Here is a 16,769-nt window from a genome sequence, read left to right on the forward strand (position 1 = left end):
CAACGGGCAAGGCAGACCGCACGCGGCGATCGCGGCGCTCAGCGCGCGCCGCCGACGCGCCCCGACTGCACGCTGGCCTTGCCCTGTCGGACCTCGAAGGTGAACGCGTAGGCCAGCGTCACCGGCACCTCCTGCACCGACTGCGCATCGTCGCAGCGTCCCTCCTGCGCCGGCCGCTGCACCGGATCGGCATAGGTACAGATCGCCGCCGGCACGAAGCGCCACTGCGCGACCGTCTCCTGCACCACCTGCAGCAGATCGGCCATCTCCGGCTGCGCACCCGCGCTGCAGTCCGGGCGATCGTTCAACAGGGCGCTGCGCTCCACCGTGCCTTGCGCGGACAGGATCACCCGCACGCAGACCGCGGTCGGGGCCAGCGTGCGGCGCGGCGACTCGCTCGGCAACTGCGGCGTCGGCGCCTGCAGCGGTTGCGGCATGCGGAACACTTCCTGCGGCTGCATCCGATACGACTGCACCGCCGCCGCACCGGGCGCCGCGCCGAATCCTGTTTCCAGCATGCGCTGATCCACCGAGTCGATGCGCTGGGTCGGTTGCGGCGCGTCTTTCGGCACGTGGCTGGCGCAGCCGGAAAGGACCAGAGCCAGCAGCATGCCGGCCCGCAAGTGCGCACTCATCGCACGGTCCGCGCCATGCCGCACAGCGGCGCGGCGCCGCTGGTACCCGCGAACGTCTTGTCGCACAGGCTCGCCACCGCATCGCCGGCGCCCTCGTCCAGGCGGTACCAACGGTAGTCCGCAGCCTCGGCGACGCCCGCCGGTGCCGCCACGGGATCCATTTCCACGTCGAACGCCACCGGTATCTTCATGCGGCTGGGCACCGGCCGGCCGTGTTCGGTCGCCGGAGAGAAGCGCCACTTCCAGGCGGCGGACACCGCCGCCGCATCCAATACCGCACTACCGCTGCCATGGTCGAGCACGCGCACATCGCTCGGCCTCCCGTGTGCGTCAAGTTCGACCAGCAGCATCACCTTCCCTGAGATGCCAGCACGCACTGCCTCCTCTGGATACTTCGGCGGGGTCAGGTCGATCATCTTGGCCGGCCGCGTCGCCCGCGCGTTGGCAGCTCCGCGCTGCGGCGCGGGCGCACTCTCCATCTCGCTCGCCACCAAGTCGCGCGCCATCCCGCCGACCGGCGCAGCGGTTGGCAGCGCCAAGACCACCGCACTCCCGCTCAACGCGGCCAGCGTCACCGCCGCGAGGCCCAGACGACGCCGCCAACCACGCACCGCCGGGCGCCGCAGCAAGGCAATGCGCTGGCACAGAACGCTGCCCGCCTGCCAATGGCACCCCACCGGCAAGGCAAGCGCGTCCAACTGGGTCTGCAGCATCGCCTCGGCGTAATGCCGGCGCGTGCCGGGATGGCGAACCAGCACCGCGGCATCGCAAGCCAGTTCCTGATCCAGGCGGAAGCGCGTGGCCGCCCAGTGCAGCAGCGGATTGAACCAGTACACGCAGCGCAGCACGGCGAGCAGCAGATTGCTGCGGGTGTCGCCGCGGGCGATATGCATGCGTTCGTGCGCCAGCACCAGTTGCGCCTGCGGCGGCGGATAGCGCGCGGCGAAGTCCATCGGCACCACCACCTGCGGCCGCCACGCGCCCAGCACCAGCGGCCCATGCAGCGCATGCTCGGCGACCAGCACGCCATCCTCGCCAGGCTGCAAGCGACCCAGGCTGCGCCGGTAGCGGCGCTGCTGCCGCCACAGCACGGCCGCCGAGGCCAGCGCACCCGCCAGCCACAACGACAACAACCAGACCGTGGCCTGTCCGCTCGCCGACACGCCGTCGCCTACCGACATCTGCGCCCGTGTCACGCCGACCAGCACCGCCGGCATGTCCAGCGCCAAGCCCGCCGGCAACGCTGGACGCCAACCGCTCGGCAACAGTGCCGCCAGCAGCGCCAATGGCACCGCGATCCATAGCGCGTAGGCGATGCCGGCGCCGAACGCGCGCCGCATCGGCACGCGCAATGCCAGCACCGCCGCGATGGCCACGCTGACGACCAGCGCGGTACTCTCGAGGTCCCTCACGATCCCGTCAATGCTCATCGTCCAGCTCCTGGATCAGTCGTTTGAGTTCGGCGATATCGGCATCGCTGAGCTTGCCGCGTTCGCTGAAGTGCGCCACCAACGGCGCGATACGGCCGCCGAACAGGCGGTCGAGCAGGCCTTCGCTCTGTTGCTGCACCCACTGCGCGCGCTGCAGCAGGGGCGTGTACAGATAGCGGCGGCCTTGTTTGTCGGCGCGGATCGCGCCCTTGTTGAGCAAGCGGTTGAGCAGGGTCTTGACCGTGGGTTCGGCCCAGCCGCCATGCCCGGACAAGGCGGCGAACACCTCTTCGGCGCTGAGCGGGTGCCGCTCCCACAGCACCTCCATGACCACGGCTTCCGCGTCGCTGATCGACATTGCGTTTACGCCCGTAAATTTTTATTGATTACGCGCGTAAACAAAACGCATGTCAAGCGCTTTTTTGCGCAGCGTCGGATGTCCTGGTGATCGGCATGCCACCACGCCCGGGGGTCGTCGCTGCCAATCGCGTACGCCGCGGCACCCCGCGCATCGCGCGCGCACCACGATCCACGCAATCGCCGGCGCACCCTCTAAGCTATGCCGATGACCGATCACCTCGACGACCTCGACGCCGCTGCCGACCTGATCCTGCAGCGCATCGCCGGCCCGCTGCGCGTGGGCGCACCGCTGGGCCTGGGCAAGCCGCATCGCCTGCTCAACGCGCTGTACGAGCGCATCGAACACGATCCGACGCGGCCGCTGCAGATCTACACCGCACTCTCGCTCAATCCGCCGGCGCCCGGCGGCGGGCTGCAGGGCCGTTTCGCGCGGCCGTTCGTGCAGCGCCACTTCGGCGAGGACTTCCCGCGCCTGCGTTACGTGCAGGCGATGCAGCGCGATGCGCTGCCGGCGCACATCCAGGTCGAAGAGTTCTACATGCAGTCCGGCGCGCTGCTGCGCTCGACCCAGGCGCAGCGCAGCTACACCAGCCTCAACTACACGCATGCCGCCGACGCGGTGGCGCAGCGCGCGCCGAACCTGATCGTGCAGAAGGTGGCGCGCGAACCCGACGGCACCCGGCTGTCGTTCTCGTGCAACAACGACATCACCCAGGACACCCTGGCCGCGGTGCAGCGGCGCGGCCTGCCGCGGCCGCTGCTGGTGGCCGAAGTCGATCCGCAGTTGCCGTGGATCGGCGGCTGCGCGGCGGTGGAGCCGAGCTTCTTCGACGTGGTGGTGACGCCGCCGGGGCCGTATCCGCGCCTGTTCGGGCTGCCGCGGCAGCCGGTCGCCGACGCCGATTACGCCATCGGCCTGTACGCCAGCACGCTGGTGCGCGACGGCGGCACCCTGCAGATCGGCATCGGCACCCTGGCCGATGCGCTGTGCCATGCGCTGGTGCTGCGGCATACCGACAACGCGCGCTACCGGCAGGTGCTGGCGGCGCTGGATCCGGAACTGGAGCGGCATCCGGCGGTACGCGAATGCGGCGGCCTGGAGCCGTTCGCGGTCGGCCTGTTCGGCTGCAGCGAGATGCTCAACGAGGGCTTCCGGCAACTGGTCCAGTGCGGGGTAATCCGGCGCAAGGTGCTCGACGACGCGCCGCTGCTGCAGCGCGTGGCCGACGGCACTGCCGATGCGCAGGACCTGCAGCGTCTGGAGCGCGAGGGCGAATACCTGCAAGGCGCGTTCTACCTGGGTTCGCCGGAGTTCTACGCCTGGCTGCGCGACATGGATCCGCAGGCGCGCGCGGCGATCGGCATGCGCCGCATCAGCGAGATCAACCAGCTCTACGGCGGCGAGGCGCTGCGCCGGGTACAGCGGCGCGAGGCGCGCTTCTTCAACTCGTGCATGATGGCCACCGCGCTAGGCGCGGCGGTGTCCGATGCATTGGACGATGGCCGCGTGGTGTCCGGCGTCGGCGGCCAGTACAACTTCGTGTCCATGGCGCACGCGCTGGACGACGCGCGCAGCGTGCTGATGTTCCGCGCCGTCCGCAGCGATGCCGGCGCAACGCAGTCGAACGTGCGCTGGAACTACGGCCACACCACCATCCCGCGGCACCTGCGCGACCTCTACGTCAACGAGTACGGTATCGCCGACCTGCGCGGTCTGACCGACGAGGACTGCATCGCGGCGATGGTCGGGATCGCCGACGTGCAGGCGCAACTTGCGTTGCTGGAGACGGCGAAGGCCAACGGCAAGCTGGCCGCCGACTTCGCAGCACCCACGCACTGGCAACGCAATCAGGCTGCGCGCGTGCGCGACGCGCTGGCGCCGTTCCGCCGCGACGGCACCCTGCCCGACTATCCGCTGGGCAGCGATTTCACCGAGGTCGAGCAGCGCCTGCTGCGCGCCCTGTCCTGGCTTCAGCAGCACACTGCCAGCACCGGCGCCAAGCTGAAGACGGTGGCCAGCGCGGTGCTGGCGCGTCCCGCGGCGGATGCCGCCTGCATGCAGCGCATGGGGCTGGACGCGCCGCGCAGCCTCGGCGAACGGCTGGACGCGACGTTGCTGGCATTCGCCCTGCAGCGCACGCGCACGCCGCAATGACGCACGCACAGCAATGGCAGGGAGCCACCCGGCGACGCAGGGTTTACGTGTAGAAGCAGCTCGACGTGACCTGGGCCTACAGCCGCAACGCGCGCGATCGGGAATGCCGGTCGCGGCCAAGTCGCTCTCGCAACAACGACAACACTTCGCACTGAGTTGCGGCAAAAGCGCATCGCCGGCGGTGCTTGTCCAAACCAGCCGCGACAACGTGACGACGGTCATGCGTGCATAGGACACCGCACACGATCGTGGCACAGCGCGGACCATGACACGATTTGGCAACACCCGCGTCAACTCCACTCGGGATGCTGTCGAGATATCGTTACCAAGCGTGGCCACGATGCTCCCCCAACGTTCTGTCCCGATGTCGTCGAAACTCCGCAACGCGCCAGCTGCGCTGCGCGCCCTGCTGGCGGTGTTGGCGCTGTTGCCATCTGCGCTGTGCGCCGCACCCAGGCTTAGCGACCTGCAGTACATCGGCAGCCACAACAGCTACCACGCCGGCTTCGCGCCCAGCGAAGCGGCGCTGTGGAAACGCCTGGATCCAGCGACGTTCGCGGTGCTGGACTACCGGCATCCGCCATTGACGCAGCAACTGGACGACGGCGTGCGCCAGATCGAACTGGACATCTACGCCGACGCCAAGGGCGGACGCTACGCGCACCCAGCGATGATCGACCAGCTCGCCAAGGCCGGGCTGCCGTCGGCTCCGCCGACCGCCGCGCCGGGCGTGATGCAGCGGCCGGGCTTCAAGGTCATGCACATCCAGGACCTCGACCAGCGCAGCACCTGCCAGCCGCTGCTGGCCTGCCTGCGAGAGGTCCGGGCGTGGTCGCAACGGCACCCCGGGCATCTGCCGATCTTCATCCTGCTGGAAACCAAGCAATCCACCGTGCCGGCGGCCTTTCCCACGGTGCAGCCGGAGCCGTTCGACGGCAAGGCGCTGGACGCGCTGGACGCCGAACTGCGCTCGGTGTTCGCCGCGAACGACTACATCAGCCCCGACCAGGTACGCGGCAGCGCGGCCACGCTCAACGCCGCCGTGCTCGCGCAGGGCTGGCCTGCGCTCTCCGCGGCGCGCGGCAAGGTGGTGTTCCTGCTCGACCAGCGTTCGATCGGCCCGGCCTACCTGGCCGGCCATCCGTCCTTGCGCGGCCGCGTGTGCTTCACCAATGCCGATCCCGGCACAGACGACGCCGCCTTCGTCGAACGCAACGACGGCAGCGCCGACGAGATCGCGACGCTGGTGAAGGCCGGCTACCTGGTGCGCACCCGCACCGACGCGGACCTCAAGGAAGCCCTGCGCAACGACACTGCGCGACGCGACGCCATGCTCGCCAGCGGCGCGCAACTGCTCAGCACCGACTTTCCCGATCACGAGCCTGCCGCCTCCGGCTACGTGGTGCGCTTCCCCGGCGACGCCGTCGCCCGCTGCAATCCGCAGCGTCCGCAGGCCGACTGCCACGGCGTCGACCTGCGCCACTGAACGCCATTGGCCGCGCGACGTCGCGGCCACGCCCCACACGTACGCAATGGAAGGCCTGGGCGATCCGCGCGCCGGCATCGGCGTGTCCGGACTTCGGATCGCAACCGCTGTTTCCCCCCAACGAGCCACCCCCATGCTCCCGTTCCATCGCCCCTGCCCCCTGTGCTGTGCCATCGCCCTCGCGCTTGCGCTCTCGCCAACCGCCCGCGCCAACGACCCCGCTGACGCCAGCGCGCGCACCACCACCCTGGATTCGGTGAACGTCCAGGCCACGCAGGCCACCGCTCCGGGTTCGCTGGACGAACAGCGCCTGTCCAACGGCGTCAACAGCGTGATGAGCAAGCAGCAGATCGACGCGATTCCCTCGGCCGGCATCGCCGACGTGGTCGCGCACCTGCCCGGCCTGTCGGCCTACAGCGACATGCACCTGGGCCAGGCCACCACCGGCGAAAATGCCTACGTCAGCATCCGCGGCCTGGATGCCAGCTACAACAGCTACCGTCTCAACGGCTTCGGCATGCCCGAGACCGATTCGTCCACGCGTGCGATCTCGCTGAACATGCTCGCGCCGTTCGGCATCCAGTCGGTCAAGGTCTCCAAGTCGCCGACCCCGGACCTGCCGGGCGACGCGATCGGCGGCGCGATCGACATGCGCACGCCCAGCGCGTTCGACTTCGACGGCGACTTCTACGGCAAGACCACCACGCAAGGCGAATTCAACGCGCTCGCTTCCGACCTCGGCGGCAAGCACACCGGCGGCACGGTGCAACAGGAGCTGGCCTGGAAGTTCGGCGACGACCACGCGTTCGGCGTCTATGCCTCGGCCTACTACGGCAAGAACAACAACATGGCGCAGGCGCCGGCGCCCAACAGCGCGTACTTCCCGGCGGATCCGGCGCAGGCCAAGGCAGTGGATCTGCGCGATGTCGGCCCGCTGCTCAGCGCCCGCTACAAGTACAGCGTCTACACCAGCCAGATCGAGCGCTACGGCGGCAACCTCGCCTTCGACTGGCAGGGCGAGCACACCACCCTTTTCGCGCGCGCCATCTACGGCAGCTACAACGTCATCGGCCAGCAGGACCAATCCAGCGCACGCCTGGAAACCGTCAACAGTCAGCCGACCGCGGTGCGTGGCGGCTACTTCAACACCCACGACATCAAGGAAACCCTGGCCACGCTGCAACTGGGCGGGCAGACCACGCTGGATCGTCTGCGCTTCGATTACGGCAGTTCCTTCGGACGCGGCACGCGCAGCCGTCCGGACTACGTCGCCGCAAGCCTGTACGGCTTCACCCCTGGCAGCTTCGCGTTCGACCTGAGCGACCCGACCTATCCGAGCATCGGCCCGAGCTCGCCGGCCCTGAAGAATTTCTTCTACAGCCTGGATTCGGCGCTGTTCTGGAAGACCCAGGGCCACGATGCCGGCAGCCACGACAACCGCGCCAGCGCGCATGCCGACATCAGCTACCGCGTGGACGGCGACGTGCTCGACGAGGTCAAGACCGGCCTGTCGCTCGACCACGCCGACCGCGGCTCCTACGATCATCCGTTCTTCCACAAGGACGGCAATTTCGTCTACAACGGCCCGTATTTCGGCGGCAGCAACTACGTGTTCCCCAACGCCGGCGGCCCGCCGCTGAGCGCCCTGCCCGGCCGCCTCACCTATGCGGCCTTCGATGGCCATTACGCCGGCCCGTTCAAGATCCTCGACCGCGACTGGGTGCGCGCGCAGGCGTTGCCGTACAAGTACGTCAACGATCCCAACGGGGCTGGCGTCTACACCGCCAACGACTACAACGCCAACACCACCTCCAGTACCGAGGCGATCTACGCCGGCTACGCGATGGCCACGCTGCATGTCGGCGCGGTCACCGTGCTGCCCGGGGTGCGCTACGAACTGACCCGCTACTCCGCCGATGCCTGGCAATCGAACGGCGACGGCATCAACGGCCGTTTCGTCGGCAGCGGCCGCACCTATGGCGAAGTATTGCCGGGCATCAGCCTCAACTACCGCCCGGACGAGCTGACCGTCTACCGCGCCTCGCTGCGGCGCAGCTTCAGCCGCCCGGCGTTCGGGCTGATCTCCGGCGAGACCGTGTACACGGTCGACCCCACCCAGAAGGTCATCGGCATCTCCAAACCCAATCCCGACCTGCAGCCGAGCAAGGCCGACAACGCCGACCTGTCCGCGGAGTTCTACGACCGCAACGGCGGCGTGCTCAGCGCCTCGACCTACTACAAGCGCATCACCGGCTTCATCTACACCTCGCAGTCGGCGACCAGCAACGACAACACGCTCGGCGGCCTGGTCCCGACCGGCACCACCTTCGAGGACGGCGTGCCGGTGACCATGCCGCAGAACGGCGGCACCGCGACGCTGTACGGCGTGGAACTGGCCGGCAGCAAGCGCCTGCAGGATCTGCCTGGGTTCTGGAGCAACTTCGGTATCGCCGCCAACCTGACCCTGCAACACAGTTCCGCCGACAGCAAGCGCGCCGACCAGCCCGAAAAGACCTGGCTGCCGCGTGCGCCCGAGCGCATCTACAACCTGGACCTGTTCTACGACGACAGCCGCCTGCGCGCCGACCTGAGCTACAACTACACCGGCCTGCAACTGCTCGGCCTGACCAGCGACCGGCTCAACTACTACCTGCAGCCGGTCAAGTCGCTGGACTTCACCGCCACCTACCACCTGCCGCACGGCATCGACGTCGGCATCGCTGCCAAGAACCTGCTGAATTCGGCCACGTTCTACGAGACCCAGGGCAAGTCCACCCGCTACATGGCCTACGACCCCGGTGCCGACGGCGCCTACGTGGAAACCGGGCGCGTGTACATGCTCACGCTGAGCTATACCTACTGACGCTGCCCTGCCTCCGCCGCTGCGGCGAGTGCCTTGCGTGCAAACTGCACGCTAGGCACTGGGCAGGATGCACCAGCGCCGCGACCCGCCCTCAGAAGCCACTCCTGGCGCCGAAGCATCGAGGGGTGCGGCAATCCTCCGCAAGCTGCATCGCGCTTCCTCGGGCTGAAGGCCCGGGCATCTAGGGACATTTCCCGATCCCGCACATATCGGCACGCAGCGACAGTGGCTGCGCGACGACCATGTCTGCATGGCGCGCAAGCCAACCATCCATCCCATTGCGACCAAGGATTCCCTTCGATGAACATGCGCCCATCGTTCCGCGCTCTTCTGCTCGTGCTGTCGACACTCCTGCCCTTTGCTGCGCTGGCCGCTCCGCCCGCCACCGTCGCCAGTTGCGCGGGCATCGCCGCTGCCTATCCGACGGACCTCGGTCCGCGTTGCAACAGCAACTACGCGAAGATCAATCACCAACCGCAAGACGCCGCACAGCGCCTGCAGACCTACTATGCGCGCGTTGAAGTACTGAAGATCTTCAGGAAAGCCCTGCTGTGCAATGGCCTGTATGGCGCCAAGGCTTCGGAACAGCAGCGTTTCGGCAGCGGCGAAGACGGCCATCTGCAGGCACTGGCCAATCTCTACCAGAACATGCAGAACGACCCGAACCGCCCCGCGGCGCCGTATACCGCTGCCGATCTGAAAGACATCAAGATGAACAAGCCGCAGTGCAAATGAGGCAACGCATTCGCACCGAACGCCAGGCGCGCTGAGGTCGCTGGCGTCCCCTTGCGGGTCGGCATCGGCCGCCTCCGGGCAGCCGATGTCATTCGCGTGTAAAATTGCGGGTTTTTGACCACTCACATGGCGAAAGCCCCTCCACGGGCGCCCGTCCCGGGCCCGGCCTTCATTCGCCTGCTGGCGCGCCTGAGCGATGCGTCGATGCCCGCGTCCAGCCCTGCGCTGGCCGACCGGCTCGGCCAATGGATCGACTGGAACCGCGCGGTGGCGGTGTCGCGGGCGCTGGACGGCAAACTGCCCGAGCCTGCCGAGGACGCCCCCGAGGCGCCGGAACCGTCGGCCCTGGAGGCCGAATGCGGCCGCGTGCGCGCTGCACTGGAAGAGAGCATCGCCCTGGACATCGCCAAGGAAACCGGCAAGCCCGTGGGCAAGCGCCAGCACGACCCCGACGCACCGATCGACTACGCGCCGTTCCGCCAGCGCTACCAGGCGCTGCAGCGCGCGATGCTGACCGCGACCGGGCGCCTGCGCGGCCTGCTGCGCGATGCCCTGGTCCCGCTCTCGCCGGAGATGGCGCGGCTGGCCGAGGTCGATGCGGTGATGGAACTGACCCTGAGCCCGCGCGAGCAGACCCTGCTGGCGACGGTGCCCAACCTGCTGGAAGCGCATTTCCAGCGCCTGCGCGCGGCCGCCGCGCCCGCCCCCGATCCATCCCTCACCGACGTTCCGCCGGCGCCTGCCGACACGGCCTGGCTGGACCTGTTCCGCCAGGACCTGCACAGCGTGTTGCGCGCCGAGCTGGACGTCCGTTTCCATCCCATCGAAGCGCTGCTCGCCGCGCTTCGCAGCCGTTGATTCGACCCTCATGCCCAAGACCCTGCTCCATTCCGTCCTGTTCCTTGCCGGCCTCGCCGTGGTCTGCTGGATCGGCGTCGGCTATCTCGGCTCCAACCCGCTGGGCGCCAGCTTCGCCGCGCTGATCGGCCTGTGCTACCTGGCCGGCATCGCCGAGCTGTACCGCTATCGCCAAGCCACGGCGACGTTGCAGACCGCGCTGATCGAGGCCGAGTCCGCGCGCGACGACCTGGGCGGCTGGCTGCAACGGCTGCACCCGAGCCTGCGCAACGCGGTGCGCCTGCGCATCGAAGGCGAGCGCGCGGCCCTGCCGGTGCCGGCGCTGACCCCGTACCTGGTCGGCCTGCTGGTGCTGCTGGGCATGCTCGGCACCTTCCTGGGCATGATGGCCACCCTGCGCGGCACCGGCCTGGCACTGGACAGCGCCACCGATCTGAATGCCATCCGCGCCTCGCTGGCGGCGCCGCTGAAGGGCCTGGGCTTCGCCTTCGGCACCTCCATCGCCGGCGTCGCCGCCTCGGCGATGCTCGGCCTGCTCGCCGCGCTGTGCCGGCGCGAGCGCCTGCAGGCGGTGCAGCACCTGGACCTGCACGCCGCGACCGCGCTGCGCACGCATTCGCTGGCCTACCAGCGCAACGAGGCCTTCAAGCTGCTGCAGACCCAGGCCACGCTGATGCCCGGCCTGATCGAGCGCATGCAGACGATGATGGCGGCGCTGGAACAGCACAGCGCGGTCAGCGGCGAACGCCTGGCCAGCAGCCAGGACGCCTTCCACAGCCGCACCGAGGCCGCCTACACGCGCCTGGCCGGCGCGGTCGAACACGCCCTGCAGGCCGGCGTGGCCGCGCATGCGCGGGCGTTCGGCGACGCGCTGGAACCGGTGGTGCAACGCACGCTCGACGGCGTGGCGCGCGAGACCGCCGCGCTGCAGGACAGCGTCGGCCAGGCGGTGCAGCGGCAACTGGACGGCCTGGCCAGCGGCTTCGCCCAGGCCGCCGAGCAGGCCACGCAGCGCTGGGACAGCGCGCTGGCCGAGCAGCAACGCGTCAATGGCGCGCTGCTGCAGGAACTGGGCGGCGCGCTGCAACGCGCCGGCGACGGTCTGGAGCAACGTGCCACCACGCTGGTCGAAGCGACAGCGGCACGCCTGCAAGCCGCCAGCGACGACGCCAGGCAGGCTTGGACCGAGGCGATGGCGCAGCAACGCGAAGCGAACGACGGCCTCGCCGCGCGCCAGGCACAGGCACTGGACGCAGTGGCCAGCCGCCTGGATGCCACCGCCGAAGCTGCCCAGCAAGCCTGGAGCACGGCACTGGAACAGCAGCGCGAGGCCAACGCGGCACTGGTCGCACGCAACGCGCAGGCACTGGACACCGTGGCGACGCGCCTGGACGCCACCGCCGAGGCCGCACAGCAGGGCTGGGACGCTGCGATGGCACAGCAGCGCGCGATCAACGACACCCTCGCCACGCACACGACGCAGGCGCTGGAGACCGTGGCGACCCGCCTGGACGCCACCGTCGAGGCCGTGCAACAGGCATGGAGCGCGGCGCTGGCGCAGCAACGCGAGGTCAACGAGGCCCTGGCCACGCGCAACGCGCAAGCGTTGGACACCGCCGCGGCCAGCCTGGAACAGCGCGCCGCCGCCCTCGCCGAAACGCTGCAGCAGGCCCATGCCGACCTGCAGGAGGCACTGGAAGCGCGCGACCAGGCGCGTCTGCGTGCCTGGACCGACAGCTTCGCCAGCATGGCCGCGACCCTCGGCGGACAGTGGGAGCACCATGGCGAGCGCATCGCACAGCGCCAGCAGGATATCTGCAGCACCCTGCAGGAGACCGCCGCGGCCATGTCGGAACAGAGCCAGGCGCAGGCGCGCGACACCATCGCCGAGATCGAACGGCTGGTGCAGGTGGCCTCGGAAGCGCCGAAGGCCGCGGCCGACGTGGTCGCGGAATTGCGCCAGAAGCTTTCCGACAGCATGGTCCGCGACACTGCCATGCTCGACGAGCGCAATCGCCTGCTGGCCACGCTGCAGACCCTGCTGGAGGCGGTCAACCACGCGTCCACCGAACAGCGCAGCGCGGTGGACGCCCTGGTCGCGACGTCGGCCGATCTGCTGGAGCGCGTCGGCAGCCGCTTCACTGAGCAGATCGACGCGCAGACCGGCAAGCTCGACGACGCTGCCGCGCAGGTCGTCGCCGGCGCCACCGAGGTAGCCAGCCTGGGCGACGCGTTCTCCGGCGCGGTGCAGGCCTTCGGCGAATCCAACGCCGCCCTGCTGGAACGCCTGCAGGGCATCGAGCAGGTGCTGGACAAGTCGCTGGCGCGCAGCGACGAACAACTGGCCTACTACGTGGCGCAGGCGCGTGAGGTGATCGACCTGAGCATGCTCTCGCAGCAGCAGATCACCGAGGAGCTGCGCCAGCTCGCCGCGCGCCAGGCGCCCGACCAGGCCGACGCACCATGAGCGACGAACTGGAACTGGACGCCGACAGCGGCGCGCCGGTCTGGGCGGTGTTCGGCGACCTGATGTCGGTACTGCTCGGCGCCTTCGTGCTGATCCTGATCGGGGTGATCGGCGTGCAACTGCAGCTGTCGAATAAGCTGGATGCGGAGATGCGCCAGCGCCAGCTTGAAGCGCAGCAGCGCAAGACCCTGGAACAGGCGCTGGCGGCACCGCTGGCAGCCGGCCGGGTGACCCTGGTCGACGGCCGCATCGGTATCCGCGGCAACGTGCTGTTCGCGCTGAACTCCGACCAATTGCAGCCGGAAGGCCGCGACCTGCTGAAGAGCCTGGCCGCGCCGCTGGCCGGCTACCTCAAGGCGCGCGACGAGATCCTGATGGTCAGCGGCTTCACCGACGATCGCCAGGTACGCGAGAGCAATCGCCAGTTCGCCGACAACTGGGAACTGTCGGCCGAACGCGCGTTGACCGTGACCCGCGCGCTGATCGAGGCCGGCGTACCGGCCGATGCGGTCTTCGCCGCCGCCTTCGGCGCGCAGCAACCGGTGGCGCCGAACAGCGACGAGGCCGGGCGCGCCAGCAACCGCCGCGTGGAGATGGCGCCGCTGCCGCGCATGCGCAAGAGTGCCGCGTCACCGCATGCGCCCTGATCGGATCGCCGCCACCGATCGCCTCGCCGCCTGGCGTGCTGAGCATGCCGAGCGGCTGGACCCGCTGCGCTTCCGCTTCCTCGAAGCGCTGGCGCGCCGCACCGAGGCGCAGCAGGGCAAGGCGCGGGAACTGCTGGAGCAGAAGCTGTCCGCGTTGCTCGACGCGTACGCCGCGGCGCTGGCCGCGGCACCGCAAAGCGCTGGCGATGCCGAGGCCGCAGTGCGGGCGATGCAACCCGGCCCGCTCGGCGCCTTGCTGGCGCAGTCCCGCCACGCGGCCGTTGCGATCCGCGCCGGCAACGACCACGGCGCCAACCTGGAGGCCAACGGCGAAGCCTCCACGGCGACCGATGCCATCGACACGGAACTCCCCGCACCATCGCCCTTGCCCACCGCAGCGGCGCGACTCACCGCACCGCAACTGCCCGCGGTCGAAGACGCGCGCCGGCTGTGGACAGAACTGCGCAGCCGCAGCCAATTGCGGCAGTCGCTGCAACCGGCCCCCGCCGACGCCGGCCCGCTCAACTCCGGCGTGCTGGTGCATCGCGCATTGGCGCTGATGCGCACGCTCTCGCCCGGCTACCTGCAGCACTTCCTGTCCTACGTCGATGCACTGTCCTGGCTGCAGCAACTGCACGACGGCGGCGCACTGGCGAAGCCGCAGCACCCCGGCAGCGCCGCAGGCAAACCGACGACATCCCGCAGCAAGCCGCGCAAGCGCGGTTGATCGCATCGCCAATGCACGTGACGCCGACACCGTCGTTGTAGGAGCGGCTCTTGTCCCCTTTTCGGGGATCAGCCGCGAATGGCGTTACACGGAACCTCGGTCGCGGCTGAAGCCGCTCCTCCGAGATGCGCGTTCTCTCATACGGCACACGCCATCCAGGCAAGAAAAAGGCCGGCATGCGCCGGCCTTTTTCGTCACCATCGTGGCTCTCGGCTTACAGCGCCTTCGCCGCCGCCACCACGTGCTCGGCGGTGATCTGGAAGTGCTTGTACAGCACGTTCGCCGGCGCCGAGGCGCCGAAGCTGTCGATGCCGACCACGGCGCCATCCAGGCCCACGTAGGCGCGCCAGAACGCGGTGACCCCGGCTTCCACCGCCACGCGCTTGCGCACCGCCGACGGCAGCACCGACTCGCGGTAGGCGGCGTCCTGGCGATCGAACACGTCGGTGCAGGGCATCGACACCACGCGGGTCTTCAGGCCCGCGGCATCCAGCGCCTGCTTGGCTTCCACCGCCAGGCCCACCTCCGAACCGGTGCCGATCAGGATCACGTCGGGCGTGCCGCCCTCGGCATCGGCCAGCACGTAACCGCCGCGCTCGATCAGCTTGATCTGCGCCTCAGTGCGAGCCTGGAACGGCAGGTTCTGGCGGCTGAACACCAGGCAGCTCGGGCCGTCCTTGCGGGTGATCGCGGCCTTCCAGCTCACCGCCGACTCCACCGTGTCGCAGGGGCGCCACACGTCGTTGTTGGGGATGTAGCGCAGCGACGCCAGATGCTCCACCGGCTGATGGGTCGGGCCGTCCTCGCCCAGGCCGATCGAGTCGTGGGTGTAGACGTGGATCGCATGCGCCGGGATCAGCGCGCTCATGCGCACGCCGTTGCGCGCATAGTCGCTGAACACCAGGAAGGTGGCGTCGAACGGAATGAAGCCGCCATGCAGCGCCAGACCGTTGGCGATGGCGGTCATGCCGAACTCGCGCACGCCGTAGTACACGTAGTTGGCGTTCGGGTCGTCGCTAGCGACCGACTTGCTGGCCTTCCACAGGGTCAGGTTGGAATGCGCCAGGTCGGCCGACCCGCCGACCAGTTCCGGCAGCAGCGGCGCGAACGCCTCGATCGCCATCTGCGAGGCCTTGCGCGAGGCGATGGTCTGGCCTTCGGCGGCCTGCTTGGCGATGTAAGCGTCGGCCTGGGCGAGGAAGTCTTCCGGCAGCTCGCCATGCGAGCGGCGGGTCAGTTCCGCGGCTTCGGCCGGGTACTGCTTGGCGTACTTGTCGAAGGCCTGCTCCCACTCGGCCTGGCGCAGCGTGCCGGCACCACCGGCGCGCCAGCCGTCGTAGATCGCCTGCGGGATCTCGAACGGCGCGTACGGCCAGTTCAGCGCCTTGCGCGCGCCTTCCAGCTCTTCCTTGCCCAGCGCGGCGCCATGCGAGGATTCCTTGCCGGCCTTGGTCGGCGCACCGAAGCCGATGGTGGTGCGGCAGCAGATCAGGGTCGGCTTCTCGCTCTCGGCGATCGCCGCCTCGATCGCGGCCTTGACCGCATCGGCATCCTGGCCGTCGACATCGCGGATCACGTGCCAGTGATAGGCCTCGAACCGGGCGGGGGTGTTGTCGCTGAACCAGCCGGCGGTGTTGCCGTCGATGGAGATATGGTTGTTGTCCCAGAACGCCACCAGCTTGCCCAGGCCCCAGGTGCCGGCCAGCGACGCGGCTTCGTGGGACACGCCTTCCATCATGCAGCCGTCGCCCATGAACACCCAGGTACGGTGGTCGACGATCTGGTGCTCGGGGCGGTTGTAGCGCTGCGCCAGCAGCTTTTCGGCCAGTGCGAAACCGACCGCGTTGGCGAAGCCTTGGCCGAGCGGACCGGTGGTGGTCTCCACCCCGGGGGTCTCGCTGCGCTCCGGGTGGCCGGCGGTCTTGCTGTGCAGCTGACGAAAGCGCTTGAGCTCCTCGATCGGCAGGTCGTAGCCGGACAGGTGCAGCAGCGCGTACTGCAGCATCGAACCATGGCCATTGGACAGCACGAAGCGGTCGCGGTTGAACCAGTGCGGGTTGTTCGGGTTGTGGCTGAGGAAGTCGTTCCACAGCACTTCGGCGATGTCGGCCATGCCCATCGGCATGCCGGGATGGCCGGAATTGGCGGCCTCGACCGCGTCGGCGGCAAGGAAACGGATCGCGTTGGCGAGTTCGCGGCGGGTAGGCGTCGTCATGAGGGATCTGTCGGAAGCGGGCGCGTGGCGTCGGGCCCACTATTGTCCCACAGGCGGGGATTGGGGATTGGGGATTGGTAGCGTCACCGGCTGGACGCCTGAGATGGCGCAGGAGCGGCTTCAGCCGCGACTGGCGTTCACCGCAAGGCCCATCGCGGCTGAGGCCGCTCTCACGCGCGGCCGGTTCAGGC

12 protein-coding genes are annotated in these 16,769 nt (G+C 69.2%); 8 read left to right on the plus strand and 4 right to left on the minus strand.

Going from position 1 to position 16,769, the window contains the following annotated elements; genetic code table 11:
- Positions 1-38 precede the first annotated feature (38 nt).
- Genes SLW55_RS08215 through SLW55_RS08225 form a run of 3 tightly spaced genes read right to left on the minus strand, consistent with a single transcriptional unit; the run spans position 39 to position 2,423 of the window.
- Positions 39-635, minus strand: coding sequence for a hypothetical protein (locus tag SLW55_RS08215; protein ID WP_320744937.1), 597 nt, complete (start codon positions 633-635; stop codon positions 39-41).
- A complete protein-coding gene (locus SLW55_RS08220) occupies positions 632-2,065 on the minus strand; it encodes a TonB family protein (RefSeq protein ID WP_267083770.1) in 1,434 nt (477 codons plus the stop codon). The genes SLW55_RS08215 and SLW55_RS08220 overlap by 4 nt, the downstream gene beginning before the upstream one ends.
- Positions 2,055-2,423: a BlaI/MecI/CopY family transcriptional regulator gene (locus SLW55_RS08225; protein ID WP_010340889.1), complete on the minus strand. Its 369-nt coding sequence runs from the start codon at positions 2,421-2,423 to the stop codon at positions 2,055-2,057. Before SLW55_RS08225 ends, SLW55_RS08220 begins: the two co-directional genes overlap by 11 nt.
- A 201-nt stretch (positions 2,424-2,624) precedes the next feature.
- Between SLW55_RS08225 and SLW55_RS08230 the strand changes: the two genes are divergently transcribed.
- The 8 genes from SLW55_RS08230 to SLW55_RS08265 all read left to right on the plus strand — a co-directional run bounded on the left by SLW55_RS08230 (position 2,625) and on the right by SLW55_RS08265 (position 14,363).
- Positions 2,625-4,580: an acetyl-CoA hydrolase/transferase C-terminal domain-containing protein gene (locus SLW55_RS08230; RefSeq protein ID WP_320744938.1), complete on the plus strand. Its 1,956-nt coding sequence runs from the start codon at positions 2,625-2,627 to the stop codon at positions 4,578-4,580.
- Positions 4,581-4,944: 364 nt separating this feature from the next.
- Positions 4,945-6,066, plus strand: a complete 1,122-nt coding sequence (locus tag SLW55_RS08235) for a phosphatidylinositol-specific phospholipase C1-like protein (RefSeq protein WP_152236138.1) — start codon at positions 4,945-4,947, stop codon at positions 6,064-6,066.
- A gap of 133 nt (positions 6,067-6,199) precedes the next feature.
- Positions 6,200-8,929, plus strand: a complete 2,730-nt coding sequence (locus SLW55_RS08240) for a TonB-dependent receptor (RefSeq protein ID WP_320744939.1) — start codon at positions 6,200-6,202, stop codon at positions 8,927-8,929.
- A gap of 300 nt (positions 8,930-9,229) precedes the next feature.
- The gene (locus SLW55_RS08245) at positions 9,230-9,664 is read left to right on the plus strand and encodes a hypothetical protein (protein WP_320744940.1); all 435 of its coding nucleotides are present in this window, start codon (positions 9,230-9,232) and stop codon (positions 9,662-9,664) included.
- A gap of 126 nt (positions 9,665-9,790) precedes the next feature.
- Positions 9,791-10,522, plus strand: a complete 732-nt coding sequence (locus SLW55_RS08250) for a DUF3348 domain-containing protein (RefSeq protein ID WP_295958441.1) — start codon at positions 9,791-9,793, stop codon at positions 10,520-10,522.
- 10 nt (positions 10,523-10,532) lie between these two features.
- Entirely contained in the window at positions 10,533-12,989 is a 2,457-nt protein-coding gene (locus tag SLW55_RS08255; protein ID WP_320744941.1) for a DUF802 domain-containing protein, read from the plus strand.
- Positions 12,986-13,636 carry an OmpA family protein gene (locus SLW55_RS08260; protein WP_320744942.1) on the plus strand — a complete coding sequence of 217 codons (651 nt, stop codon included), beginning with the start codon at positions 12,986-12,988 and terminating at the stop codon, positions 13,634-13,636. The genes SLW55_RS08255 and SLW55_RS08260 overlap by 4 nt, the downstream gene beginning before the upstream one ends.
- Complete coding sequence (locus SLW55_RS08265; RefSeq protein ID WP_320744943.1) at positions 13,626-14,363, plus strand: DUF2894 domain-containing protein; 738 nt, start codon at positions 13,626-13,628, stop codon at positions 14,361-14,363. The genes SLW55_RS08260 and SLW55_RS08265 overlap by 11 nt, the downstream gene beginning before the upstream one ends.
- A 214-nt stretch (positions 14,364-14,577) precedes the next feature.
- Here the strand turns inward: SLW55_RS08265 and tkt are convergent, their stop codons facing one another.
- Entirely contained in the window at positions 14,578-16,578 is a 2,001-nt protein-coding gene (gene tkt / locus SLW55_RS08270) for a transketolase (RefSeq protein WP_267099954.1), read from the minus strand.
- Between the last annotated feature and the right edge of the window lie 191 nt (positions 16,579-16,769).

Source organism: Xanthomonas sp. LF06-19, assembly GCF_034105425.1.
Taxonomy (GTDB): domain Bacteria; phylum Pseudomonadota; class Gammaproteobacteria; order Xanthomonadales; family Xanthomonadaceae; genus Xanthomonas_A; species Xanthomonas_A sontii.